Source organism: Clostridium beijerinckii, from assembly GCF_036699995.1.
Classification (GTDB): domain Bacteria; phylum Bacillota; class Clostridia; order Clostridiales; family Clostridiaceae; genus Clostridium; species Clostridium helianthi.
This window is the reverse complement of record NZ_CP144906.1, coordinates 4,540,038-4,566,659: the sequence shown is the minus strand read 5'-3', so window position 1 is coordinate 4,566,659 and position 26,622 is coordinate 4,540,038. Positions and strand designations below refer to the sequence as shown.

The window sequence follows — 26,622 nt, the reverse complement described above, 5'->3', positions numbered from 1 at the left end:
GGTTATCAATAATTGTGAATTTTGCACTGTGCATTGAGAATTGTAAAGGAGTAGTTATAAATGCTGGATTTAGACTTGGATTTCGATAAACTTATTAAAAAAGCAAGTGATACTTCAACAATATATAGTGAAGGCGTTGTTAAGAAAGTAATAGGACTTACTATTGAAGTACAAGGCATTAAGGCTTTTGTAGGTGAACTTTGCATAATATATAATGAGAAAAATGTTCCAGTAAATTGTGAAGTTGTTGGCTTTAGAGATGAATTTGTAATATTAATGCCTCTTGATGAGCTTATAGGAATTTCACCTGGATGTAGAGTTGTACCACAACGTAAGCCGCTAAGTGTAAAATGTTCAGATAAGCTACTTGGACATATAATAGATGGGCTTGGGAATCCTTTAGACTGCGACAGTATATCTATGGATGGGGAAGAGTATTCACTAGAAAATGATGCGCCAGATCCATTAAAGAGAAAAAGAATAAAGGAAATAATGCCTACTGGAGTAAGAGCAATAGATGGTTTCTTGACTTGTGGGGATGGGCAGAGAATTGGCATCTTTGCAGGTAGTGGAGTTGGAAAAAGTACTACACTAGGAATGATAGCAAGAGAAGCAAAAGCTGATGTTAATGTTATTTCACTAATAGGTGAAAGAGGTAGAGAGGTTCTAGAATTTATAGAAAAAGATCTAGGACCAGAAGGTATGAAAAAATCTGTTGTAGTGTGTGCTACATCAGATAAACCGGCATTAATAAGACTCAAAGGAGCATTGACAGCTACAGCTATTGCTGAATACTTTAGAGATAAGGGTAAAAAAGTAATTCTTATGATGGATTCAGTTACAAGATTTGCAATGGCACAAAGAGAAGTTGGACTTGCAATAGGGGAGCCGCCAGCTACTAAAGGGTATACGCCTTCAGTATTTGCTAAATTACCTAAACTCATGGAGAGATCTGGAACATCTATAGATGGTTCAATAACTGCTTTTTATACAGTGCTTGTTGATGGAGATGATTTTAATGAGCCTATAGCAGATGCTGTTAGAGGAATATTAGATGGGCATATAGTTTTATCAAGAGCTTTAGCTCATAAAAATCATTATCCAGCTATTGATATTTTAAATAGCGTTAGTAGACTTATGAATACAATAGCGCCAAAAGAACACAAAGAAGCTGCATCTATGGCAAGAGATCTTTTAGCAACTTATAAGGACTCTGAGGATTTAATAAATATAGGGGCTTATGTTAAAGGAAGTAATAAAAAGATTGATATGGCAATTAACTATAATGAGGCATTAAATGATTTTCTATGTCAGGGAATTGATGAAAAAACGTCTTTTGAAGGTACACAAAATTCCTTAATATCAATGTTTAAATAGTCAGGAGCAGTTACAAGTTGCAAACTGAAAGTCGCAAGTGATGAGTGGAAAGTTGAAAGATACAAGAGTAAAGTGCCAAGTTGCAAGTGATGTGATGGATGGTAAGTTGAAAGTTACAAGTGGGAAGTGGCAAGTTGTATTCAAAGTAACAATGACGAATGCTCAAAGATAAACTGTGAATTGTGCACTGTCCATTGCAAATTGTGAATTTGAATTGGGCACTGTATTGTAAATTGTGCATTGTGAACTGTGCATTGTGCATTGTAAATTGTGAATTATAAGAAGAAGGTGTGGGATTTTGGCTGAGAGATTTAAGTTTGGCTTAGAAAAGCTCCTTGAAATGAGAATGGAAAAAGAGGAAGAAAGTAAAAGATTATTTACTGAGAGTCAGAGAGAGAAAAAGAAGATTGAAGAAAAATTAGAAGAACTTAAGGCAAATTACCAAAAATATAACGGTATATCTCCCAATGAGGATGTTGTATATCAGAAATTAAAAAGATATTACATTCAAGGTGTTCAAAGTGGAATAAAATCTGCGGAGAAGGATTTAGCGGTCAAAAATCAAGAGATTGAAAATAGAAGAAAAGATTTAACGGCTAAACAGATGGAAAGAAAGACTGTTCAGACCTTAAAAGAAAAGAAGTATTCTGAATATGTAAAAGAGCAGGATAGAATAGAACAAATCAATATTGATGAGTTAGCTCTTTATGCATATGTAAGAAATCAGAAAAATTAAAAATATTAATTTATGATTTAGAGGTAGAGATGGAGCTAATTTTAATTAAATTTCAATTTATAGAATTGGACTACTTGAAAGGAGGTGAAAATAATGGTTACAGCTACAAAAGATTCAAATAGTTCGTCAAACAGCTTAGATAGTATGGTGAAGTCATTTACTTCTAATACAAATTTTGCAAGCAAATCTACTTCTGAAGTTACTAAGACACTAAATAATTCATACACTTCTAGGAAAGATGATTTTAGAGATGTATTAAAATCAAAAAGTGATTCTAAAGCTCATGAAAAGGATAGATATGTATCTTCTGCAAATGAAAAACAAAATTCAACTGGAGTTAAAGATACTGATAAGGATGCAAAAGAATTAAATGAAAAGCTTGAGGAATTAGAAAAGGAAAGTAAGTCAGCCTCAAAGGATAAACTGAAGGATATATTATCAGAATTGTTAAGCTTACTTGCTAAATTGGGGATAAAACAAGATAACGTAAATGCCAATGGAGCAATTAATTCTAAAGTTGGGGTTGATGGAACTAACAGCACACTATCTAATAGTGGTTTAAATGGTATTATGGAAAAGATAATGGAATTGCTAAAAAATGATTCTGTAAAGAGTAAGCTAGATTCTAATTCACTAAACTTAATGGAAAAGCTTTTAGGAAATTTAAATGGTACTATTAAAGAAAATGCTACAGAATCTACTAAAAGTAGTTTAAAAGGAATAATGTCTGAAATATCTGATTTGCTAGAAAATAAGCAGAATGCAGGTAATAAAGTTTTAACACTTGAAGATATGTTAAGTAAAAGTTATTCTCAAGATAATAGTGAAAGTGATAATTCTTCAGCATCAAAAAATAACACTCCGACAACTTCAAAAGAGGAGAAGTTCTTAAATTCTTTAATTGATGATAATAAAGATGACTCATTAAATAAAATCAATTTGTTTGCATCTAGAACTTCAACAATACAGAATCAAGGTGTAAATAATACTAGAGGACTTACGATTAATAAGGCTACTTTTGTTGATGATTTAATAAAAGACGTTAAGTTTATGAACACTAATTCACTTAAGGAATTAACTGTAAAAGTCAATCCTGGAAATTTAGGTGAGATAACTATAAAGCTGGTTCAAGAGGATGGAGTAATAAAAGCGAATTTAAAAGCTAATTCAAAAGATACAACTGCTTTAATTTCTCAAAATTTATCTGATATTAAAAAGCAGCTTGGAGAGCAAAATTTAAAAATAGCGGATGTAAATATTGAACTTTATCAAGATGATACTACATTTTTTAGTGAACAAAGTTTTGGCGGACAGCTTTCAGAAGAGCAAAGAAGAAACAATACTAGAAATAGTAATGCAGCAAATAATTTAGCATCTAGTGAAGAAGATTTAGTGGAGAATATTGAAGCTAATGATAATAATATAGAATTTTTTGCATAGGAGGTATAAGTATGAGTACTACATTAAGTCCATTAAATGATTCGACAGTAAATGTTGCAAGTTCAGGTACAACTGCGAATGGAACTAAGATCTTAAAGAAAAATGATAATACTATGGATAAAAATTCATTTTTAAAGATATTATCTGCTCAATTAAGTAATTTAGATCCAACCCAAAATCAAGATTCAAGTGCATATGTAAGTCAGATGGCTCAATTCGCATCAATGGAACAAATGCAGAATTTAAATACTACTATGTCAGACTCAGCATACCAGCAAATGATTGGTAGAACAGTAATAACCAATGAAAAAGACGACAATGGCTCTTATATACAGGGGTATGTAACTCAGGTATTGAAAGAATCTGGTGGAACATATTTAGGAATGTTAATTAATGGGAAAGAAGCAAAAATTGCAGTTGAAAATATAATTGGAACTGTACAAACAACTGATTCAAATACTAACGCAAATAGTAGAACTGCTCTTAATTCTGATTTCTTAGCCGCTTCAGCTTTAGCAGATAAACAAGAAAAAGTTGTGATTGCAACTTTAGATGATAAAAAGAAGACTGTTTTAATAAAAGGAAAGATTACTGGTGCTTATATTGATACTGTTAGTGGTGCTACTGTAAAGATAAAAGTTGATGTTTTGGATGATGATGGGAAGTCAACAGGAGAAACTAAGACTTACGATTATGGAGATATAGTAAGAGCTGGGGATCTGGCAGATGATGATATGAAAGTAAATTTAAATAACAATACTGCTAATGGAAGTACAAGTGAAACGGGTACAAACGGTTCAAGTAACAGTAATTCTAGTGGCAGCGGAACAACTTCTGATTCTAGTTCTACAGATACTAATACAAATAGTAAAACAGCAAATAGCGCTACAAATACTAATACTAATACAGGAACAGCAGGTGATACTACGAGTGCATCTTCAAATGGAACAATAAATACAATTTCAAGTGCAACTAATAATTCGACAGATGCAGAAAATGCAATTCTAGCTAAAATAGCAGGTGTATAAATGAGTTATAGAATTATTAATGGACAAGCTTATTCTGTAGGGAATATTGGGGAGTTTGCAAATTCTCAAAAGGCTGTAGGCAATAATCCTAATAGCAAACAGAAGGAAGCAAAATTTCAGGATGTACTAGATGGTGTTAAAAGTAAAGATCAGAGTTTTACTGTATCAAAGCATGCTGCTTCAAGATTAAATGAGATTAATTTTACTAAAGAAGATATGGAACAAATACAAAAGGGTTTTAAAATAGCTCAGGATAAAAATTCTAAAAATACAGTTATGTTATATAAAGATATTGCATTAATTGCTAGTGTTGAAAACAAGACTCTAATAACAGCTGTAGAAAAGGATAGAGCGAAAGATAATATATTTACGAACGTAGATAGCGTAGTAATTTTATAGGCTGGACCTTTAGACAATGCATAATTCACAATGCACAATTCACAATGTACAATCATTGTGAATTAGGAATTGATAATTGTGAATTGGTTACGGAAGCCTGAACTTGTGGATCGACAGAAGCAAGTTATATAAATTGAAAAAAGATTGGGAGGTATGTTTATGTTAAGATGTATGTATTCTGGGATAAGCGGAATGAAGGTTAACCAAACTAAATTGGATGTTATAGGTAATAATATAGCAAACGTAGGAACAACAGCTTTTAAATCTTCAAGTGCAAGATTTAAGGATATGCTTTATCAAAATTCTTCTGAGGCAACAGCACCGACTTCAGTACTTGGAGGTACAAATGCTAAGCAGATAGGGTTAGGAGCACAACTTTCAAGTATTAACAAAGTTATGGGACAAGGTAATGCATTATCAACAGGTAGAAGCCTTGATGTATGTATTGATGGTGATGGATACCTAGTAGTATCTAAAGGCGATTTGAATTCTGGAATTGGTGCTGATCAAGCTACAGGTGAACCAGATACAGCAGCTTCTGATGCGGCTGGCCAAATTTCGGAAACTTTGTTCACAAGGGATGGAAATCTTACACTAGATTACCAAGGAAATTTATTAACATCTGATGGACATAGGGTAATGGGATATTATCTAACTAGCGCTTCAAATAATGGTGTTAAAAGTTTAGCTTATGATCAAAATAATAACGTTATAAATGCTAATTATGTAAGCGCAGATTCTAAAGATTTAGCAGTGTCTGATAATACAATGAGACCTTTAGTTATACCAGATAGTGTTACTATTTCAGGAACACCAGGTGCGGCAGATGCAGTAACACAGCCTGTTAAGAAATTTGAAATCGGAAAAGATGGTGTTATTACAGCTGTATTAGGAGATGGTAAGAGAGCTGCAATCGGTCAAATTGCTATGGCAAGTTTTAAAAATCCAGAAGGATTGACTGATCTTGGCGGTAATATGTGTATAAATTCTTCTAACTCAGGACCTATAGTGTATAAAACTGGAAAGGTAGATACTAGTAAGTCATCTTCAACAACTACTGCAACAGGGAATCAAGGCGGTTTCGGATCATTAATTCAAGGAGCTCTTGAAGGTTCAAATGTAGATTTAACAGAACAATTTACAGATATGATCACAGCAACTAGAAGTTTCCAAGCTGCATCAAAGATGGTAACTACAGGAGATGAAATTCTACAAACAATTACTGGGCTTATGAGATAACCTAGATAATAAAAGATAATTAATATTACATTAAAGCAGGCTGGGCGAAAGCCCAGCTTGCAACTAAATACTATCAGGGGATTTTATTTATAAGTAATATTTTTCTATAGTGCACAATTCACAATGCACAATTGGTAAGTTATTGTATTATAAAAAACCTATATACTTTAAATAATATAGTGAATATAATAATAATTAAGTGTGTATTGTGAACTGTACAGTTTATTATTAAAGGGGGAGAATTTTATGATAGATGTAACTGGAATGAACCATGAGCACTTCATATTAAATGCAGATCATATAGAAAAGATAGAAGAAGTGCCTGAAACAATAATTACATTAACCAATGGAAGAAAATATATAGTACTTGAAAGCGTAGAAGAAGTTAGGCAGGCGGTTATAAAATACAAAAACAAAATTTTTACTTATAAAATATAATTATAGGGACTTTATTAAAATAAAGCTAATAATAAAAAGGTTAATACTTTAATTGTTGCAAGTGGTGAGGAGTGGTAATAGTGGCTTTAGGAAAAGGTAAGGACAAGGAAAAAGAAAAAGGTGAAAAGTCAGGTAAAAGTGGAAAAGGTCTTATGATAGTTTTATTTATTTTAGGATTATTAGTATTAGGATCAGCAGCTTTCGGTGGAGTGTATTTATTTATGAAAACTAAAAATACAGTAGATGCTCAAGAAGTTGTTGTTGAAAATGAGTATATGGATTTAGCTGAATTCACAGTAAATTTAGGTGATGAAGGTGGTAAAAGATTTTTTAAGGGAGAACTCGCTTTAGGCTATGATAAGACTAAGACTAAACTAAAGGAAGAATTGACAGCTAATCAAGTGGTTGTAAGAGATGATATTATATTTTTCTTTAAGAGCCAAAAGGCTGATTATTTAAATAATGTAGCGAATAGGGATGCTATAAAAAGACAATTAATTGATTCTATTAATAAGGATTTAACAAAAGGCAAGATTACTGATGTTAGATTTAAAAGTATGATAATTCAGTAGGTAAGAGATATGAATTTTGGATTTTTAGGAATGATTGTACAGCTTATTTTGGCCTTGGGAGTTACTTTAGGATTAATATTTTTAAGTTTTAAGTTAGCAAATTCAAAATTTAATGTTATTAATAATAATAAATATATTAAGGTTATTGAAAGAGTACAAGTAACAAAAGATAATTCTATATTAATAGTTAAAATCGGAGAAAAAGGATATATAATGACTAGTACTGCAGGGCATATGGAAAAATTATCAGAGTTATCAAGAGAAGAAATTGATAATATTGAAGAAGATAAAAAGAAAGCATCGCAGGAAATGGCAGAATATTATACTAATTTAGTATTAAAATCGAAAAAGAACTTTTCTAAGATTACAAAGAATATAAAATCAAAGGAAGAGAAGCATGAAAAATAATAAAAAGAGAATTGCATTTACCTTCATGATGGCTCTTGGAATTATGATGTTTTGCACTATAAGTGCATATGCAGCTCCAAGTAGTACAAGCGTGCCGCAACTAAATGTATCTTTTGGAGACGGAAATAGCACACCGCAGGATTATGTATCGAGTATTAAAATATTAATATTTTTTACGATCCTAGCATTATTGCCATCAATAGTGATAATGATGACATCTTTTACCAGAATAGTGGTAGTGTTTTCATTTCTTAAGAGTGCAATGGGAGTACAACAAGCTGTTCCAAATCAAATATTGACAGGACTTGCTATATTTTTGACTTTATTTATTATGCAACCTGTTTATAATGAGGTAAATACTAAAGCAATACAACCATATTTGGAGAATAAAATAACTCAGGATCAAGCTTTTGAAGAGGCATCTAAACCTCTAAAATCATTTATGCTCAAACAAACGAGGGAAAAGGATTTAGAGTTATTTGTTGAAATAGGTGGAGTAGATAAAGAAAATTTGACAAAAGAGAATGTTTCATTTACAACATTAATCCCAGCCTTTGCGATAAGTGAATTAAAGACAGCCTTTCAAATAGGATTTTTAATATATTTACCGTTTTTAGTTATAGACATGGTAGTATCTAGTGTTTTAATGTCTATGGGTATGTTCATGCTACCTCCTACAATGGTATCATTACCTTTTAAATTGATATTATTTGTAATGGTAGATGGCTGGTATTTACTGGTGAAATCTTTGATACAGAGTTTTATGTGAGGTGAAATAAGATGACACAGACAATGCTTAATGCTGTAGTTAAGGATACAATAATAACAGCGGCGAAAGTATCAGCCCCTATATTAATAGTAGTTCTAGTATTGGGGTTAGCAATAAGTATTATACAAGCTACAACTCAAATACAAGAGCAGACATTAACTTTTGTTCCTAAATTAATAGCAGCAGCAATTGTTGGAATATTTTTGGGGAGTTGGATGCTTGAAACAATTATGTCTTTCACAAATAGGATTTTTGATTTGATTTCAAAAGTTATTACATAGGGGGTAGGACAGTATGGTGGATATATCCTACTTTCTTGCATTGTTTCTAGTTTTTTTGAGAATAACATCATATTTTATAGCTGTTCAAATATTTTTCCCAACTGGAACACCACAAATTATGCAAGGAGTATTTTCACTTATATTATCATTTGGAATTGTAGCAGGGATAGATCATTCTACATTGAGTGCTTTAAATAGTGGCTACATGTTGGTGTTTTATGCTATAAGTGAAATAATGTCTGGCTTAATATTGGGATATATAACTAATTTGATTTTTCAAGTGGTAAAGCTGGCGGGAGAATGGATGGATATCCATGCAGGTTTCTCAATGGTATCAGTGCTAGATCCAACAACTCAGACTACATCGACTTTACTTGGAAATTTATCATATTTTGTTTCTTTAGCTTTCTTTTTTATAGTTGATGGACATCATGTTGTTATAAATATGCTGGTGGAAAGCACAAAGATAGTTCCTATTGGTAAAACTATAGTCTATCAAGAAACCTTAATGGGGGTTATGAAGACTATTTTTGACTATTTCGCTTTAGGTGTGAAAATAGCAATACCAATAGTTTTAATAATTGTTATAACTGACGTGTGTTTGGGATTGATTTCTAGAACAGTACCAACAATTCCAATCATGATTTTTGGAATGCCTATAAAAAATTTATTAGGACTTATTACATATATCATATTGCTTCCATTAATGTTGAAGTTAATTGGAACAGCTATATACAATCTACCAAGTATTTTCCGGGAAATAGTTAATTTGATACCTGCGGTACCTTTAGTTCTAATTTTTGCTGGTGATGATAAGACTGAAGAAGCAACACCTAAGAAAAAGTCAGAATCTAGAAATAAAGGACAAATAGCAAGAAGTAAGGATGTATCTGTAGCAATTACAATGGTTATTTGTACGTTATTAATATCATCTTTATGGGGGATGTTAACAAGTGGATTTAAAGATGTTTTGATCTATTTTTTGAATTTTCCCATGATAAAAGATTTTGATAATGCAACTATTTCTAATTTAGCAATTACTACTGTTATAAAGATAGGAAGTTATTTATTACCCTTTGCATTACCTATAATGGTTGGAGGAATTATTGCAAGCTTGCTGCAAACAGGTTTTATAATAACTGCTGAACCTTTAAAACCATCATTTGGAAAGTTAAATCCTTTAAATGGCCTAAAGAATATGATATCAAAAAGAAGCATGGTAGACTTATCTAAAAATTTAATTATAATAACTATAATATCAATTATTTGTTATAAATACATAGCAGGAAATTATCAGAGTATACTGGGAATTTCAAATTTATATCTACCTTCCCTAAGCGACGAAGTTAAAAATTTAGTTGTGGGAATATTTAAGCAGATATGCATTGTATTGGTAATCATTGCAGCTATTGATTACTTTTTACAAGTTAGAATGCATAATAAAGAGATGAGAATGACTAAGCAGGAAATTAAAGATGAGTACAAACAATCTGAAGGAGATCCTAAGCTAAAAGGGAAAATTAAGCAAAGACAAAGAGAATTAGGAATGAAGAGAATGATGCAATCTGTTGCAGATGCTACGGTTGTAATAACAAATCCTACTCACTTAGCAATTGCTATAAAATATGAAGAAGGAAAAGATATGGAGGCACCTAAAATTGTAGCGAAGGGTGCTGATTATGTGGCATTTAAAATAAAAAGTATTGCAAAAGAAAATGAAGTGCCGGTTATCGAAAATAAGCCTCTTGCAAGGCTGATGTACGATAGGGTGGAAATAGATGAAGACATACCACAAGATTTATATCAAGCTGTAGCGGAAATATTGGTAGTAGTAATGAAGCTCAAGAAGAAATAAAATTTAAATACGCAATGCACAATGCACAATGTACAATTCACAATTTGAGTTGAAATTCTTACAGAATTTCTAATATATATTGCAAAAATAATTCTTCATAATATTTCTAAAAATATTGCAAGAATTTTAGTCGTAACTGTGCATTGTGAATTGATCAAAAGGGAGGTTTGATCTTTGGAGTTTGGCAATAGAAAATTAAGGGTAAAAGATAATCTAGATGTATTAATTGCATTTGGTGTTATAGCGATAGTTCTTATGATAATAATACCTTTACCTAAACAGGTAATAGATTTACTTTTAGCTTTAAATATAACAATTTCAATAATCATAATTTTAATTACAATGTTTACAACTAATGTATTGCAGCTTTCAGTCTTCCCTACATTATTGCTGGTTACAACATTATTTAGATTGGCACTTAACATATCATCAACAAGACTAATACTTACAGAAGCAGATGCGGGAACTATTATAACAGCATTTGGAAACTTTGTTATACGTGGTAATTATGTAGTTGGTATTATAATATTTTTGATTATAGTAGTAATTCAATTTATGGTTATTACGAATGGTGCAGGGAGAGTTGCAGAAGTATCTGCAAGATTTACACTTGATGCAATGCCAGGTAAGCAAATGAGTATTGATGCTGATTTAAATTCTGGAATAATAGATGAAGCTATGGCAAAGAAGAAAAGAAAAGATTTGCAGTCAGAAGCAGACTTTTATGGGGCCATGGATGGTGCGTCTAAGTTCGTTAAAGGTGATGCAATAGCTGGTATTGTAATTACTATTATAAATATAATAGGTGGAATTATCATTGGAGTACTTCAAAAAAATATGACGGCTGCGACTGCCGCTCAAACATACACCATTTTATCTGTTGGAGACGGTCTTGTGAGCCAGGTTCCAGCGCTATTAGTATCTACGGCGTCAGGTATTTTGGTAACACGTTCGGGAAGTGAAGAAAATTTAGGAAATACATTATCTACTCAATTGACAGCTTTTCCGGTGGCTACAGGAATTGCAAGTGCGATTATGTTATTTCTAGGTATTATACCTAGTATGCCTAAAATTCCATTTTTTGCAGCATCTTTAGCAATGGGGACGTTAACATACCTGCTTTATAAAGATGCAGCTGCCAAAGAGATACAAGAATTTGTATCGGAAGAAGAAGAAATCATCCAAGCAGAGCGTAAAGAGCCAGAAAATGTTATGAATTTAATTTCAGTAGAGCCAATGGAGGTTGAAATTGGATATGGACTTATACCACTTGCAGATGAGGCATCTGGTGGAGATTTACTTCAAAGAATTGCATCTGTTAGAAGACAATGTGCTATAGAAATGGGTATAGTTGTTCAACCTATAAGAATCAGAGATAATCTTCAATTAAAGACAAATGAGTACATAGTAAAAATTAGAGGAACCATGGTTGTTTCTTCAGAATTAATGCCGAGTATGCTTCTTTGCATGGATCCAACAGGAGAAAATTCAGAGATGCCAGGTATAAAAACAATTGAGCCGACTTTTGGACTTCCAGCAGTATGGATAAATAAAGATCAAAGGGAAGAGGCTGAAATTAAGGGATTAACTGTAGTTGATCCAACAACGGTAATGGTAACTCACTTAACTGAAACTATAAAGAGCCATTCATATGAATTGCTTGGAAGACAAGAAGTTAAACTTATTGTTGATAATGCGAAAGAAAAATATAGCGCAGTTGTTGAAGAACTTATTCCAGATCTACTAAGTATCGGAGAACTTCAAAAAGTACTACAAAATTTACTTAGAGAAAAAGTTCCAATTAAGGATATTGTTACGATAATGGAATCTCTAGCAGATAACGCTAAAAATACTAGAGATTTAGAGGTTCTAACAGAATATGTTAGATTCTCATTAGCTAGAACGATTTGTAATCAAGTGGTTGATGAAAATAGAACAATTACTGTAGTAACTTTGGATCCAAGTATAGAAGAGATAATAGCAAATAATACTCAGAAATCAGTGCAAGGGTCATTCCCAACAGTAGATCCAGATACAACTACCAAAATACTTACAGGAATAAAGAATACTATAGAATCAGTTTATTTTTACAACAATCAACCTCTTATACTTGTTTCACCAAATATAAGACCTGTATTTAGAAAGTTAATCGAAATGGTATTTCCTCACATTATGGTAATTTCTTTAAATGAAGTACCTAATGATGTTCAAATTAATAGTGAAGGAGTCGTAAGAATATAGATGATTATAAAAAAATATCTCGTAGCAAATATGAACGAAGGTTTGACTCGGATTAGATATGAACTAGGAAAAGATGCTATTATAATAAGTCAGAGAAAGGTTAGAAAACCAGGACTAAAAGGCTTATTTTCTAAGAAAGTGATAGAGGTTACAGCTGCTATTGAAAATTCACAAAGTGATGACAATAGTAGTTCTAATAAGTACAGCAGTAAGTACAACAAAATGGATGAAGAGTTTCAAAATTCATTAGAAAGTATTAAAAAGTTAATGCAGGATGAAGTATCAGCTTCAAAAGATTTGAGAGAAATTCCTAAGGCTGATACCATAAGAGATAAGATATTAGAACATAATGCTAATCTTGAAAAGGAAGCGTCTAGTAATAATATATACGAAGAAAATATTAATAAACAGGAAATTAAAAGTAGTTCTACAAAAATGGAAAATAGCAGTAAAGAACAAAAGGGAATGGATTATATAGATAAGGCCATAAATAATGAGGCGAATATAGAATCAATACATAAAGAAGTTAATGAATTAAAGAGTTTATTAAGCAAGGTTATAAAAAATACGTCCAACGAAGATGTATCAGTAAGCTTTATAAAAGAAAGATTAAAAAGTTTGGATATTGATGAAGAATTGCAGGATGGAGTTATAGAGTCAGTAGAGAATATGAATTCTGGAGAGGCTTTAAATGAAGTAGAAGTTTTAAGAGAAGTTTTTGAGAGAGATATCTTAGTATCCACTAAGAGCTTGAATGGGCGCGTTGTATTAGTAGGGCCAACTGGTGTAGGAAAAACAACTACAATAGCAAAGCTTGCTGGAAGACTTGCACTTATCGAAAAAAAGAAGGTAGGATTAATTACAGTAGATACATATAGAATTGGAGCTATTGAGCAACTTAAAACATATGCAGAAATAATGAATATACCTTTTAAAGTTGTAATTACAATGAAGGAAATGGAAGATGCCATTGAAGCAATGAGTAACTGTGACGTTGTTCTTATAGATACTACAGGAAGAAGCAGCAAAAATGCGATGCAAATTTCAGAGCTTAGAGCATTTGTACAAAAAGCAAACCCTGACCATGTAAATATGGTAATAAGTGCAACTACTAAAAATAGTGATATAAAATCCATACTTACAGGCTATTCAGGGCTTGAGTATGATAATATTATTATTACTAAACTTGATGAGACTACTGTGTATGGTTCTTTATATAATATTGCTAAAATTGCTAACAAGCCAGTTAGCTTTGTAACTATAGGGCAAAATGTTCCAGATGATATAATGGTACCTACAAAGGAAGAAATTGCTAATTTTATCCTAGGGGAGGAGATTCTATGCTAGATCAGGCTGAATCATTACGAAAATTGATTAACAATGAAGAACAAGAAATAAATAAGACAACTACAAAAATAATAACAGTAACGTCTGGAAAAGGAGGAGTTGGAAAAAGTAATTTTGTTGTGAACCTAGCAATATTACTTCAAAATAAAGGAAAGAAAGTTTTGATTTTTGATGCTGATTTGGGTATGGGAAATGATGATGTATTAATGGGATTATATCCCAAGCACAATATATTTGATATTATATTTACTGGATTGGAAATAAAAGATATAATTATAACAGGAACCAATGGCGTTGATTTAATTCCAGCAGGGTCTGCTTTAAGTAAAGCTCAAGAATTAGAAGAAGATCAAAAGAAATTATTTATAGAAAAACTCGAGACATTGGATGAGTATGATTATATATTAATGGATACAGGAGCTGGAGTTAATAAAGATGTCTTATCTTTTATAGCAGCTTCAGAAGAATTAATTATTGTAACTACTCCTGAGCCTACGTCGTTAACAGACGGATATAGTTTAATTAAAGCAACAGATCACTATAATCTCAAGACTAAGGCAAAAATAATTGTAAATAAAGCCTTTACTAAAGAGGAAGGCGAAGAAACTTATAATAAATTTAATAGGGCAGTTACTAAATTTTTAAAGATAGATGTTGAATATTTGGGATGCATATTAGAAGATAAAAAATTAGTGCAAAGTGTTAGGCAGCAAAAACCTTTTGTTATATTATATCCTAATTGTGATGCGTCTAAAGATATAGAAAAAATAGCTTCGAAACTTTTGGGACAAGAAGTGGATTCATCAGATGGAGCAAAAGGAATGTTTAAAAGATTATTTAATATATTTTCATAGGAGGATTTTAAGGTGCTTAATTTTAACTTAAAAGTTAATGATAGAGTGGAAGTAATAATAGGAGAAAAAGCATATAAAGCTCTAATAATGGATGTAGAGGATGACTTTTTAAAAATGAATGTTCCTGTTTGTGATGGTGATTATTTAATGCTTCACGCAGGAGAAAAGATCGAAATGAATACTTACTTAAGTGAAAATGGATGTTTTAACTTTTCATGCGAAGTAATTTCAAGAGGTAAAGAAGGAAGCATAATATACTATAAAATCTCAACACCATTTAATATTGTAAAAATACAAAGAAGGAATTTTTTCAGAGTTGGGTTATTAAATCCAGTTAAATATAAAAAGATTACTGGGATCGATGAGGAAGATATTCCTAAGATACCTTATAAAGATGGATTAATGGTTGATTTGAGTGCTGGTGGATTAAAATTTAAAATAAATGAAGAAATTACTAAAGAAGATTTGATATTGGTTAGCTTAAAATTAAGCAAAATTGAAGTCGAAATTAAGTGTGATATTGTAAGAATTGAAAACACTCCAGATAAAGAAAAATTGTGTGGATTAAGATTTATTGATATTACTCCAGCTCAAAGTGAAAAAATGATTCAAGAGCTTTTCGAAATAATGAGAAGGCAAAGAGCTAATATGTAAATTTAGTGAATTAAATTTTGGATTTTTAAGGCCAGTTTTGTTCTAATGGCTTAAAAGTAAAAATTGAAAGAGTTTGCGAATATAAATTGAGAAATGAGTTTATGGGGAGGTAATAAGGATATGCACGCATTAAAAGACGTTGATGGAAAAGAGCAGATCATACAAGAATATATCCCGTTAGTAAAGTATATTGCCTCGAGGGTTATGTTTGGAAAGAACAAATACATGGAATATGAGGACTTAGTTAGTTATGGTATGGTTGGGCTTATGGATGCGTTAAATAAGTTTGACAATACGAAAGGAATGAAATTTTCATCATATGCGTCTATAAGAATAAAAGGTGCTATGATAGATGAGCTGAGGAAAAATAGACCTATATCTAAAGGGGCAATGGACAAACTAAATAGATACAATAAAGCGATAGACACATTGCAGTTAGAACTATTAAGGGAACCTACTAATGATGAGATTGCAAAATATCTTGGGATATCTATAAGTGAAGTAGGAGAAATTGAAAATTACATAAATTATATTTCAATGGTATCACTGGAAAATGTAATTTTTTCGGATGATGAGGATGTAAACCTTATTGGAATTATAGAAGATAAAAATAGTCCAAGTCCTGATGCTCACTTACAAGATAAGGAGCAACTAGAGATTTTAACAAAGGCAATTGATCTCCTTAAAGAAAAAGATAGAATAGTATTAAATCTTTATTATTATGAGGGATTAACTTTAAAAGAGATAGGAACAGTATTAAGCGTTTCCGAATCTAGAGTTTGCCAATTACATAGTAGAGCTATTAGTAGCTTGAGAGAGTGCATGAGAAAATTGCATTATATTGATTAATATATAATTCACAGTGCACAATTTACAATTCAAATTTCATAATTAAGATTGGACAGAGATATATGTGTTGATTAGGTTAAAAGAGATTGTGAGTTGTAGATAATCGTTAAAAATTTAAGCACTGGAATATAAAAAATTGGAATTACATTTTGCTATGGCTTAAAAAATTAAATATATTTTCGAAGTGTGAAAATATAACATGAAGTGTGGCATAATAAATTGTGGACTAAAAACTGTAAATGAATAAATGTGTATTGTGCATTCAATAAATAACTATGCATTGTGAACTGAGCAGTGTGAATTTAACAAATAATTGTGCATTGTGAAATGTGAATTGAGCATTAAGCATTGTGCATTGAACAGAGGTGTTTTATGCCATTAATATTACTGATAATAGGATTCAGTTTAATAGTTTATAATTATCGTGTTATCAAGAGAGAAAATAATATAAATAAAGAAAATGATGCATTAAATATATCATTTCAAAGTGTGTTACAAGATAGTAAAGAGGAATTAAATGATTATAAAATGGAAATAGGACTTTTAAGAAGAGATATTGCAGAAAGTCTAACTGAATTACAGGAAGAAATTATTAAAATAAAAAGTGATTTAAAAGAGCTTAAGAATGGTGAAGAAGGATACGAAAATAAAGAAGATCTAGAAATTGAAGATTTTCTAGATAAATATGATATAGATGACAGTATAAATTATGGCGAAGATAAAGAAGATCATAAAAAATCTAAAAGACTGTACATTGTGGATGATAGTATAATGGATCTGGATGATGAATATACTGAATCTTTAACAGATACTGATATAGACGAAGAAATTGGAGTGATATCTGAAATTAATTTTTCAGAAAGTGCGGATAGTAACAAGACTCAGAGCATAAAAAGACTTTTAAATGCAGGGTTAACAGAAGATGAAATATGTCGCGAATTATCTGTGAGTAAGGGGGAAGTATTATTAGTAAAAGGCTTATTCAAAAAATAAAAAATAAATTTATATTTCTCATGGATAGGAAGATCTTATTGGGTATAGGAATAGGATTGGTTTTAGGAGTTATATTTATGTTTGGATATAAATATACTGCTAGTCTTTCGGATAGCCAGATAGAGGAAAAGGCTAGAGCTTTAGGTATGATTTATGAAAGCGAACGTAAATCTATTTTGAAAGGGGACAATTAAAGTGATAAGAGGATTCTATACTTCTGTTTCAGGATTAATAGCGCTTCAAAATGATCAGGAAGTAGTAACTAATAATATAGCTAATGTTAATAATACAGGATATAAAAAACGTGAGCTTACAAAAAGTAGCTTTGAAGACGTGATGATATCTAACAGACAAAAGCTTGTAGGAGATAAATACGTTAAAAATGACATTGGAAATTTAAATATGGGCGTAAAAGTTAATGATGTTGAAACAGTTTTTACACAAGGAGCATTTAAATCAACAGATAGTATGACGGATTTTGCTATAGATGGTAGAGGATTTTTTGTAGCTCAAAATGGAAATAAAGAAGTTTATACAAGAGACGGAAATTTCAAAATCAATAATGAAGGCTATCTAATAACAAATGATGGATCACAAGTATTGGGAATAAATAACTCTACAGGTGCAAGAGAACCAATATATGTTGGCGATTCAAAGTTTTCAATAGACGGTGATAACAACATTAATATCGATGGAGTTGGAGCTGCAGATAAGTTATTAACAGCAGATTTTCAAAATTATAATACTTTGGAACCAATTGGTGATAACTATAGCACTATGGATAACCCTATTTATAATGCAAAGGTAAATGTAAGACAAAACTTTCTTGAAAGCTCAAATGTTGATCCATCAACAGAACTAGTAAAACTTATGGAAATAAAAAGACAATTTGAAACAAACCAAAAATTTGTAAAAATGCAAGATGAAACAGTACAAAAGGCGGCAAGTGAATTAGGTCGAGTATAATAGGATAAGGCAAATTAGAGAAAATAAAATGTTTAAAGTGGTTAAGAGAAATTTATTGATTTTGCCTAATGTAAAGGAGGAAAATTATGTTTAATATTTTTGCTACAGCAAAGAGTGGAATGAATGCGTATCAAGAGAAGCTAGATTATCTTTCTAATGACCTAGTTAATATTTCAACAACAGGTTATAAGAGTACAGATGTTAACTTTAAAGATTTATTAACTGAATCACTTGATAGAAGAGGAACACCACTTGTGGAAAAAAAGGCGATTACTGGAACTGGAGTTAAATTAGGAGTAAATTATGCTAATAACAAACAAGGGAATCTCTTAACAACAGGTCAAAAAACAGATCTTGCTATAGATGGAAAAGGATATTTTGCACTTTCAAAGGAAGATGGAAGCATAGTATATACTAGAGATGGTAATTTTAAAATAGATTCGAATGGAGCTTTAGTAGACTCAAATGGAACTAAAGTTTATGTTCAATATGAGAATGGATTTTCAGAGGGAAATCCAGCTTTAGATAGGGAGAAGATGTCTATAGATAAAGATGGAGGAATATCTATGGAAGTTGATGGACAATCAACTAAAATAGGTACAATTCCTGTCTTTACAGCTATAGGTGATAAGAGCTTTATACCTATTGGAAACAGTTATTTTGTTCCAAGCTCAGATGCACAGGTTGCACTAAGTAGTAACTATAATATAGAACAAGGTATGTTAGAAGGTTCAAATGTAGATGCAGGAGAAACATTTTCAGATATAGTACTTACACAAAGAGCTTTTCAACTTAGTTCAAAGGCTGTAACTACAGCGGATGATCTTTGGAGTATGATAAATAATATGAGATAAAAGGTGGCTTAGCCACCTTTTTCAATGCACAATTATGGTACAATTTCCATTGGAAATTGGATTGGAAAAAGAAATTTCAACGCATTGGTTGTCCTAGCTCAGATAGTAAAACTGAAAGTTGGAGAATGCTAAAGTGAATACAACCAATGATTATAACCTTCAGCGATACTTGCATAGATTTTCGGAATCAAAATATTTATGATTTTGATAAGTTTCCACATAAGTCTAGCTTTAAAATCGGATATTTATATAATTTCAAAAAATTTATTTATTAATTGTGAATTGTGCATTATGCATTGTGAATTGAATAAGGTCTTTACAATAATTAACTTTATAAGTAAAATAAATATGTGTGAATTAAGTAATATACTTGTTCTAATATGTCAATTTATATATAAGCCAATTATAAGTTAGATTTATACTATGAAATATATCCCAACTAGAAATGGGTAATATATTTTTGTGGAATGTTTCATTGGTAATTTTGATGGATGTGATTCTTTGGCTATAAGTTGTTCCAAATGTGCTAGTTCACAGCTTGTTCTTTGAGGCTAGCACTTTGAGTGCAACTTTATAGCCTTAGAATCACCCATCATAATTACCTAGAAACTGGAACAAAAGTATGTTATTCATTTCGGTGAGTTATATGCATAAGTTCAGGTCTTAGTTGGTTATCTATATATAAGGCACATGAAAATAGCAAATTCATTATTTTATGTGCCTAATGTACTAAAGTAAAACAAAAAATTTAGGAGGAATTATTTTGGAAAATGTAGTTTACGTAACTGGACATAAAAATCCTGATTCAGACTCTATTTGTGCTGCATATGGTTACGCAGAGTTTAAAAATAAGACTGGTAATATTCCAGCTATACCTGTGAGATTAGGAAATGTAAATGCAGAAACACAATTTATATTAGATTATTTTGGTGTTAAGGCTCCAAGACTTTTAGAAACAGTTAGATTAAAAGTAGAAGATTTAGATATTGATACAATTGGGCCAATAACTTCTAATATTTCTTTAAAAGCAGCATGGAATATAATGAGAGACAATCATTTAAAATCACTACCTGTAGTTGGAAATGATAGTAGATTAGTGGGAATTCTTTCAATTTCAAACTTAACTTCATCATTTATGGATATATGGGATAATAATATATTAGGAAAAAGTAATACATCAATTGAGAATATATTAGATACGCTTTCTGCTACTAGTGTATATATAAATGAGAACTGTAAGACATTCCAAGGGAAAATTGCTGTTACAGCAATGCAGCCAGATAGTTTAAAAGAAATTGTAGATAAAGGTGATATTGCTATTGTAGGAGATAGACCAGATGTACAAGAAGCTTTAATTGATATCAATACATCATTAATAATAATTACAGGAGCACATAAACTTGCTGAAAATTTACTTTCTAAAGCTAAAGAAAAAGGAGTTACTATAATAAGTACGCCTCATGATTCTTTCACAGCTTCAAGATTATTAATTCAAAGTATACCTGTAAGTCATGTTATGGCTACTAAAGATTTAATATCATTTTCTAAAGATGATTTAGTTGATGATATCAAAGATGTTATGGCTGAAACTAGATATCACAGTTATCCTGTAACTGATGAAGATGGAAGAGTAATAGGAACGGTCTCAAGATATCACCTTATTTCAAAGCATAAGAAAAAAGTTATTCAAGTAGACCATAATGAAAGAGGTCAATCAGTTGATGGATTAGAAGATGCTGAAGTACTTGAAATTATAGATCACCATAGAGTCGCTGATATACAAACAAGTAACCCTATATTCTTTAGAAATGAACCACTAGGAAGCTCTTCAACTATAGTTGGAAAAAGCTTTTTTGAACGTAATATAACACCACCTAAAGAAGTTGCTGGATTATTATGTGGTGCAATAATTTCAGATACTTTATTATTCAAGAGTCCAACTTGTACAGAACAAGATAAAGAGATATGTCATAAGTTAGCTAAGATAGCTGGCATTTCAAGTTTAGAAGAATTTGCAAAAGAAATGTTTAAAGCTGGAACTTCTTTAAAAGGAAAGACTGTATCTCAAATATTTAATCAAGACTTTAAGCCTTTTAATATGGGAGAATCAAGAGTTGGAGTAGCTCAAGTAAACACAATGGACATCGATGGATTTATGCCACTAAAAGATGAAATGTTAAGTTACATGAAGAGCGAAGCAGATAGCAAAGGTTATGCTGTAGTAATGTTACTTTTAACAGATATATTAAAAGAAGGTTCACAAGTTCTAGTTGCCGGTGAAAGACATGATTATGTTGAAAAGACATTTAATATTCAATTAGTAGATTCAATGGCATTTTTACCAGGAGTTCTATCAAGAAAGAAACAAGTAATACCACCACTTACAAATGTAGTTAACTCGATGAAATAAATTTAAAGAAGAAAAAATCCTTTAGGGGATTTTTTCTTTTTTTAAAACAATAAAGGTATTGTTCACTAGATACCTAAAGTAAGAATAAAGTTACATATGTAAATGCCGAAATGAAGATCATGCATTTGTTCGGGTTACTGAGGATTTAGTTGTGAATTTCTAACAGTAGAAAGTTGTACCCTTTTCTGCATGTTCCCGAGGCAAGATTGCAACAAGCAATAAATCGAAGAATTTCTTGTTTTATATATTTGACAAATATTTCAAGTGATATACAATTATAATATAAAGATATATGAGGGGGAATAAATTGTGAAGAAAAAATTTATAGCTACTTTGCTAACAGGATTATTAATTGTAGGAGCATTGCCAGTAAGTGCAAGTGCAGAATGGAAACATGACAATACTGGATGGTGGTATTCTGATTGGAATTCGTGGTATACAGGTTGGAAAGAAATAGACGGAAAATGGTACTATTTTAATTATAATGGATATATGGCACATGATACAACAATAGATGGGTATCAACTAGGATCAGATGGTGCAAGAATAGAGAGAGTATATAAAGCAGGAGAAAAATGGATAGTTGATGGACAATGGGAATTTACTATTAACTCAGTTGAAACTACAAAAGATAGAAATCAATTTTCGGATAAAGATCCTGCACAAGTTGTAATTATTAATTATTCTTATAAAAATCTAGGATATTCTAGCCAATTTATGGACTTATATTTTAGTGATTTTACGGTTATAGATGAGAAAGGGGAAGTTGCAGAAACTTATCCTGTTAACATAAAGTATTATCCAAAAGAAACACCAATAGGTGCATCGTGTAGCAAGGCACAAGTTGGATACGGATTGGCTAATAATAGTTCTGAAATAACAATTCAAGTGCAACAATATGTAAGTGGTACTTATAGGGAAGAGAAGGCAACCTTTAAAGTACCAGTTAAATAAAAAAGTGGTATTTAAAAGACAGGAATTTAAACTTTCCTGTCTTTTGGCGTAAAAAGAAAATTAGTTATTAATTAATATATGAAAAGGCTTTAAGTTCTATGGAGATCTGATCAGATATATAAGTTCAGATGTTAATGTAAAAGATATTCTAAAAGGGATATTAAGAAGACTAATAAAATAGCTATTTATATAGCAATGGTTACATAAAATTTAATTAGGTAGACAGTAATATTCTTCGTAATGGGAAATATATATATATTATATAAAGTTCTATATTTAGGAGGAAAAGTTGTGGTACAGGAAAAAGAGTTGACATCTGGTCTTAGCACTAAGGAAGCGGAAAAGAGGATTAAGAACTTTGGACTTAATGAATTGAAGCACCATAATAAAGCATCAGCATTCAAAATATTTCTATCTCAATTTAATGACTTCATTGTTTGGGTGTTAATTGCATCTACTATAATTTCCGGGATAATTGGAGATAAGGCAGATGCCATTACAATACTCATAATAATAGTTATTAATGCAATACTAGGATTTGTCCAAGAATTTAAAACAGAGAAATCTTTAGAAGCGTTGAAAGAATTAGCGGCACCTACATGTAAAGTTTTGAGGGATTCAAGTATACAGATTATAAATTCTATCTACTTAACAATAGGGGATATTGTTATTTTGGAGGCTGGAGATAGGATACCTGCTGACGGATTCTTTATAGAAAGTTCATCAGTAGTCGTTGATGAATCACTATTAACAGGTGAGTCAGTTGGTGTAAACAAAGAAGCCAATCCATATAAAGCTGATGGTAAAAAGACAAAGAAGAATAACGAAGGATTTATGGGAACTACTGTAGTAAAAGGAAAAGGATTATTTAAAGTTGATTGTATAGGAATGAACACCGAAATGGGGAAGATTGCAGACCTAATTCAAAATATTGAAGAAGAAAAATCCCCTTTAAATAAAAGATTAGACTCTCTAGGGAAAGTACTAGTTGTAATTTGCCTTGTGATATGTGCAATTGTTACTGCAATGGGAATAATTAGAGGAAATGATATAACAGAGATGTTCTTACTTGGCGTTAGCTTAGCAGTTGCTGCAATTCCAGAAGGTTTAGCTGCTATTGTTACTGTTTCACTGGCTCTAGGTGTGTCTAGAATGCTTAAGAAAAATGCACTCGTAAGAAAACTTCCAGCTGTAGAGACACTTGGATGTACATCTGTAATATGTTCTGATAAGACAGGAACATTAACTCAAAATAAGATGACTGTAAAAGAGGTATATTTAAATGGCAGAATTCATGAACTTGAAAAAGAAAAGCTAAGTAATTATACAAAGTTCATGAAAGCTCTTGTATATTGTAATGACTGTAATTATGATTTTACAAAGAAAAAAATGAGTGAAGCACTTCATGGTGATCCAACAGAAACTGCACTAATAAATATGTTCTTTAATGATGTTAATGATTTAGAAGATTTTATAAATGATGCAAATAGGATATATGATATACCATTTGATTCAAATAGAAAGATGATGTCGGTTATAATCAAGGAAGGCGCTAAGGAGGGAGCAAATGAAACATGTTACGTTAAGGGAGCTCCTGAAAGAGTAATAGATAGATGTGAATTTATACTAGAGAATAACAAAATAAAACCATTCACATATCAAAAGAAAAAGCAAGTTAGTGATTTTATTACAGCAATGTCATCTAGAGCACTTAGATGTATAGCAGCAGCATATAAGGAAGATAATCTAACAAAAAGTGATAAGTTAGAGCAGAATTTAATTTTTATAGGTATAGCAGGAAGTATTGATCCACCAAGAGAAGAAGCTAGAGATGCAGTTTTAAAATGCAAACTTGCAGGAATAAAACCTATAATGATAACAGGAGATCATCAGAATACTGCACTTGCAATAGCAAAATCTTTGAATATATGTAATACAGCAGATCAGGTAATGACAGGTGATGAAATTGAGGCTATAAGTGATTTAGAATTAGAGGGAAGAATAAAAAAAGTAAGAGTTTTTGCGCGGGTTTCACCTAACCATAAGTTAAGAATTGTAAGGGCTTTTAAGAAAAAAGGAAATATCGTTGCAATGACAGGCGATGGTGTAAATGATGCACCTGCTATTAAGGAATCAGATATAGGAGTTGCAATGGGAATTTCGGGTACAGATGTAACGAAGGAAGCATCATCTATGATTCTTATGGATGATAATTTCTCAACTATAGTTGCAGCTGTAGAAGAAGGAAGAATAATATATGATAACATAAGAAAATTTATAAGATACTTACTATCTTGTAACCTTGGAGAAGTGTTAACAATGTTTTTGGCAACTTTATTCTATTTACCTAATCCATTAAGCCCAATACAAATATTACTTGTAAATCTAGCTACTGATGGACTTCCAGCTATAGCACTTGGAGTTGATCCACCAGAGCAAGATATAATGAGACAATCTCCAAGAGAAAAAAAGGAAAGTATATTTGCAAGAGGATTAGTTGAAAAAATAGTAATAAGAGGAACATTAATAGGATTATGTACCTTACTATCATTCATGGTAGGAAGATACTACAAAATGGATTTGGAAACATGCCGAACTTTAGCATTATGTACATTAATTTTATCTCAATTAATACACGTATTTGAATGTAGATCAGAAAGATACTCCATATTCCAAATTAAATTATTTACAAATCCTTATTTAGTTGGAGCTGTTTTAATATCAATATCACTAATGTGCTCAGTTTTATATGTACCATTTTTACAAAATGTATTTCATACAGTAGCATTATCTCTTAATCAATGGCTTATAGTCCTATTCTTTTCAGGGATAATAGCATTTATTAACAGTGTATATTTATTAATAAAGACAAAATAAAAAAAGGGCTTAGCCCTTTTTTTATCTTCTCATCATATTGTTTGCTTGTTGACGTGATTTTTTTATTTGGCTATGATCTATTGGTACTAAATCTTTCTTAGTTGTAAGATTTAATAGGTTAAATATTTGAACTTCCTGAGAATTTTCCTTCTTACTATCCTTATCACCTGTAACACCCATAACAATAACTTTGTTACCCTGCTTTACAGCAATAAATTCAGGTTTCTTAAACCATCTATTCTTTTTATACCAACACTTAACAACTTTTTTTCCAACTTCAGGCTTTATAACCATTTCAACCATTAATCTATTGAAGATAACATAACTTTTTTCAATAAGCTTTACAGATAAAACAGTTCCAGATATGCTTGTAATTCTGTCACCATACTTTTCCATATAAGCATTTTGGAAATAGTTACTGAATTTACTACCTATTTTTTCTTTAAGACCCATAATAATTACTCCTTTACATAAAAATATCGCTAATAACGCTATTATACTTAAAATACTTTATTATTATACCATATGTCAAATAAAATTAGCTAACTTTTTAATATGTATATGTTGCAATTTACAATGCACATTTCACAATTCACAATTACAGCTAAAATTCTTGTAATATTTCTAGAATTATGATGAAGTATTATTTTTGCAATATATATGTATAGCAATTAATATAAATATAAGATTTATGCCATATATTATTGTTTCATTAACTAATGATTTATATGTTAAAATACTTATAGATTATTTTGTATAATAATATACAGATTTTTTTATAAGCTATATAAAGAAAACGAGTGCAATTTGTTTATAGATAAACTAGATTTAATACCATGAAATATTATCCCAACTGGAACAAAAGTATGTTATTCATTTCGGCGAGTTATATGTATAAGTTCAGGTCTCAGTCGGGTTATCTATATAGGTATCCAATTTAAGAATTCGACTTATTAGATGAACAGATTTACAAAATTGCTAGAATTTTAAGCTCATATCGTTACTAGAAATCATAAATATATTTGTGAAGAAAACATTTGAAAATGAGCTGTTAAAGGTTCTTAGCTGTAGGTTGTTCCAA

Annotated in this window: 25 protein-coding genes; 24 read left to right on the top strand and 1 reads right to left on the bottom strand. The window is 31.0% G+C overall.

What is annotated here, in order from left to right; genetic code table 11:
- Positions 1-60: 60 nt before the first annotated feature.
- From fliI to PZA12_RS20815, 24 genes are all read left to right on the top strand, one after another.
- On the top strand, positions 61-1,377 hold the full coding sequence (gene fliI, locus PZA12_RS20930) for a flagellar protein export ATPase FliI (RefSeq protein ID WP_103697545.1): 1,317 nt from the start codon (positions 61-63) through the stop codon (positions 1,375-1,377).
- A 40-nt stretch (positions 1,378-1,417) separates the two neighbouring features.
- Entirely contained in the window at positions 1,418-1,549 is a 132-nt protein-coding gene (locus PZA12_RS20925) for a hypothetical protein (protein ID WP_278286256.1), read from the top strand.
- Positions 1,550-1,675: 126 nt separating this feature from the next.
- On the top strand, positions 1,676-2,113 hold the full coding sequence (gene fliJ / locus PZA12_RS20920) for a flagellar export protein FliJ (RefSeq protein ID WP_103697543.1): 438 nt from the start codon (positions 1,676-1,678) through the stop codon (positions 2,111-2,113).
- Between the two features lie 93 nt (positions 2,114-2,206).
- A complete protein-coding gene (locus PZA12_RS20915) occupies positions 2,207-3,553 on the top strand; it encodes a flagellar hook-length control protein FliK (protein ID WP_103697542.1) in 1,347 nt (448 codons plus the stop codon).
- An 11-nt stretch (positions 3,554-3,564) separates the two neighbouring features.
- Entirely contained in the window at positions 3,565-4,581 is a 1,017-nt protein-coding gene (locus PZA12_RS20910; protein ID WP_103697541.1) for a flagellar hook capping FlgD N-terminal domain-containing protein, read from the top strand.
- Positions 4,582-4,980: a flagellar biosynthesis protein gene (locus PZA12_RS20905; RefSeq protein ID WP_103697540.1), complete on the top strand. Its 399-nt coding sequence runs from the start codon at positions 4,582-4,584 to the stop codon at positions 4,978-4,980.
- Positions 4,981-5,139: 159 nt separating this feature from the next.
- Positions 5,140-6,219, top strand: coding sequence for a flagellar hook-basal body complex protein (locus PZA12_RS20900; protein WP_103697539.1), 1,080 nt, complete (start codon positions 5,140-5,142; stop codon positions 6,217-6,219).
- Positions 6,220-6,465: 246 nt separating this feature from the next.
- Positions 6,466-6,657 (top strand): flagellar FlbD family protein, encoded by a 192-nt coding sequence (locus PZA12_RS20895; protein ID WP_017211338.1) that lies wholly within the window; start codon positions 6,466-6,468, stop codon positions 6,655-6,657.
- A gap of 80 nt (positions 6,658-6,737) precedes the next feature.
- Positions 6,738-7,229, top strand: coding sequence for a flagellar basal body-associated FliL family protein (locus PZA12_RS20890; protein ID WP_017211339.1), 492 nt, complete (start codon positions 6,738-6,740; stop codon positions 7,227-7,229).
- Positions 7,230-7,238: 9 nt separating this feature from the next.
- Entirely contained in the window at positions 7,239-7,637 is a 399-nt protein-coding gene (locus PZA12_RS20885) for a FliO/MopB family protein (protein WP_023973274.1), read from the top strand.
- On the top strand, positions 7,627-8,406 hold the full coding sequence (gene fliP / locus PZA12_RS20880; RefSeq protein ID WP_103697538.1) for a flagellar type III secretion system pore protein FliP: 780 nt from the start codon (positions 7,627-7,629) through the stop codon (positions 8,404-8,406). The genes PZA12_RS20885 and fliP overlap by 11 nt, the downstream gene beginning before the upstream one ends.
- A gap of 11 nt (positions 8,407-8,417) precedes the next feature.
- Complete coding sequence (locus PZA12_RS20875; protein WP_012060412.1) at positions 8,418-8,687, top strand: flagellar biosynthetic protein FliQ; 270 nt, start codon at positions 8,418-8,420, stop codon at positions 8,685-8,687.
- A 13-nt stretch (positions 8,688-8,700) separates the two neighbouring features.
- Positions 8,701-10,542 (top strand): fused FliR family export protein/FlhB family type III secretion system protein, encoded by a 1,842-nt coding sequence (locus PZA12_RS20870; protein ID WP_078114564.1) that lies wholly within the window; start codon positions 8,701-8,703, stop codon positions 10,540-10,542.
- A 174-nt stretch (positions 10,543-10,716) separates the two neighbouring features.
- Positions 10,717-12,783 (top strand): flagellar biosynthesis protein FlhA, encoded by a 2,067-nt coding sequence (gene flhA, locus PZA12_RS20865; protein ID WP_078114565.1) that lies wholly within the window; start codon positions 10,717-10,719, stop codon positions 12,781-12,783.
- Positions 12,784-14,130 carry a flagellar biosynthesis protein FlhF gene (gene flhF / locus PZA12_RS20860; protein WP_103697537.1) on the top strand — a complete coding sequence of 449 codons (1,347 nt, stop codon included), beginning with the start codon at positions 12,784-12,786 and terminating at the stop codon, positions 14,128-14,130. It abuts the gene before it with no gap.
- On the top strand, positions 14,124-14,984 hold the full coding sequence (locus tag PZA12_RS20855; protein ID WP_017211345.1) for a MinD/ParA family protein: 861 nt from the start codon (positions 14,124-14,126) through the stop codon (positions 14,982-14,984). The genes flhF and PZA12_RS20855 overlap by 7 nt, the downstream gene beginning before the upstream one ends.
- Before the next feature lie 12 nt (positions 14,985-14,996).
- Positions 14,997-15,638, top strand: a complete 642-nt coding sequence (locus PZA12_RS20850) for a flagellar brake protein (protein ID WP_039770248.1) — start codon at positions 14,997-14,999, stop codon at positions 15,636-15,638.
- 120 nt (positions 15,639-15,758) lie between these two features.
- Positions 15,759-16,487, top strand: a complete 729-nt coding sequence (locus PZA12_RS20845; RefSeq protein WP_023973269.1) for a FliA/WhiG family RNA polymerase sigma factor — start codon at positions 15,759-15,761, stop codon at positions 16,485-16,487.
- Positions 16,488-16,859: 372 nt separating this feature from the next.
- Complete coding sequence (locus PZA12_RS20840; RefSeq protein WP_023973268.1) at positions 16,860-17,480, top strand: hypothetical protein; 621 nt, start codon at positions 16,860-16,862, stop codon at positions 17,478-17,480.
- Positions 17,481-17,675: 195 nt separating this feature from the next.
- A complete protein-coding gene (locus tag PZA12_RS20835) occupies positions 17,676-18,446 on the top strand; it encodes a flagellar basal-body rod protein FlgG (RefSeq protein ID WP_023973267.1) in 771 nt (256 codons plus the stop codon).
- An 86-nt stretch (positions 18,447-18,532) separates the two neighbouring features.
- Positions 18,533-19,300, top strand: a complete 768-nt coding sequence (locus PZA12_RS20830; RefSeq protein WP_078114568.1) for a flagellar basal-body rod protein FlgG — start codon at positions 18,533-18,535, stop codon at positions 19,298-19,300.
- Positions 19,301-20,063: 763 nt separating this feature from the next.
- Entirely contained in the window at positions 20,064-21,710 is a 1,647-nt protein-coding gene (locus tag PZA12_RS20825) for a putative manganese-dependent inorganic diphosphatase (RefSeq protein WP_103697536.1), read from the top strand.
- A 309-nt stretch (positions 21,711-22,019) separates the two neighbouring features.
- The gene (locus tag PZA12_RS20820) at positions 22,020-22,664 is read left to right on the top strand and encodes a cell wall binding repeat-containing protein (protein WP_012060401.1); all 645 of its coding nucleotides are present in this window, start codon (positions 22,020-22,022) and stop codon (positions 22,662-22,664) included.
- Between the two features lie 291 nt (positions 22,665-22,955).
- Positions 22,956-25,541 carry a calcium-translocating P-type ATPase, SERCA-type gene (locus tag PZA12_RS20815; protein WP_038457929.1) on the top strand — a complete coding sequence of 862 codons (2,586 nt, stop codon included), beginning with the start codon at positions 22,956-22,958 and terminating at the stop codon, positions 25,539-25,541.
- Between the two features lie 21 nt (positions 25,542-25,562).
- On the opposite strand, the gene PZA12_RS20810 is transcribed toward PZA12_RS20815, so the two are convergent.
- Positions 25,563-25,994, bottom strand: coding sequence for a hypothetical protein (locus PZA12_RS20810; RefSeq protein ID WP_012060399.1), 432 nt, complete (start codon positions 25,992-25,994; stop codon positions 25,563-25,565).
- Between the last annotated feature and the right edge of the window lie 628 nt (positions 25,995-26,622).

What these genes read in the sequence shown, in the direction of transcription:
- PZA12_RS20875 (WP_012060412.1), top strand. Translation starts at nt 8,418, where the DNA reads ATGACACAGACAATGCTTAATGCTGTAGTTAAGGATACAATAATAACA.
- PZA12_RS20830 (WP_078114568.1), top strand. Translation starts at nt 18,533, where the DNA reads ATGTTTAATATTTTTGCTACAGCAAAGAGTGGAATGAATGCGTATCAA.
- PZA12_RS20810 (WP_012060399.1), bottom strand. Translation starts at nt 25,994, where the DNA reads ATGGGTCTTAAAGAAAAAATAGGTAGTAAATTCAGTAACTATTTCCAA.
- PZA12_RS20885 (WP_023973274.1), top strand. Translation starts at nt 7,239, where the DNA reads ATGAATTTTGGATTTTTAGGAATGATTGTACAGCTTATTTTGGCCTTG.
- PZA12_RS20925 (WP_278286256.1), top strand. Translation starts at nt 1,418, where the DNA reads ATGAGTGGAAAGTTGAAAGATACAAGAGTAAAGTGCCAAGTTGCAAGT.
- PZA12_RS20905 (WP_103697540.1), top strand. Translation starts at nt 4,582, where the DNA reads ATGAGTTATAGAATTATTAATGGACAAGCTTATTCTGTAGGGAATATT.
- fliI (WP_103697545.1), top strand. Translation starts at nt 61, where the DNA reads ATGCTGGATTTAGACTTGGATTTCGATAAACTTATTAAAAAAGCAAGT.
- PZA12_RS20900 (WP_103697539.1), top strand. Translation starts at nt 5,140, where the DNA reads ATGTTAAGATGTATGTATTCTGGGATAAGCGGAATGAAGGTTAACCAA.
- PZA12_RS20895 (WP_017211338.1), top strand. Translation starts at nt 6,466, where the DNA reads ATGATAGATGTAACTGGAATGAACCATGAGCACTTCATATTAAATGCA.
- PZA12_RS20870 (WP_078114564.1), top strand. Translation starts at nt 8,701, where the DNA reads ATGGTGGATATATCCTACTTTCTTGCATTGTTTCTAGTTTTTTTGAGA.
- PZA12_RS20910 (WP_103697541.1), top strand. Translation starts at nt 3,565, where the DNA reads ATGAGTACTACATTAAGTCCATTAAATGATTCGACAGTAAATGTTGCA.
- PZA12_RS20845 (WP_023973269.1), top strand. Translation starts at nt 15,759, where the DNA reads ATGCACGCATTAAAAGACGTTGATGGAAAAGAGCAGATCATACAAGAA.
- flhF (WP_103697537.1), top strand. Translation starts at nt 12,784, where the DNA reads ATGATTATAAAAAAATATCTCGTAGCAAATATGAACGAAGGTTTGACT.
- PZA12_RS20855 (WP_017211345.1), top strand. Translation starts at nt 14,124, where the DNA reads ATGCTAGATCAGGCTGAATCATTACGAAAATTGATTAACAATGAAGAA.
- fliP (WP_103697538.1), top strand. Translation starts at nt 7,627, where the DNA reads ATGAAAAATAATAAAAAGAGAATTGCATTTACCTTCATGATGGCTCTT.
- PZA12_RS20840 (WP_023973268.1), top strand. Translation starts at nt 16,860, where the DNA reads ATGCCATTAATATTACTGATAATAGGATTCAGTTTAATAGTTTATAAT.
- PZA12_RS20915 (WP_103697542.1), top strand. Translation starts at nt 2,207, where the DNA reads ATGGTTACAGCTACAAAAGATTCAAATAGTTCGTCAAACAGCTTAGAT.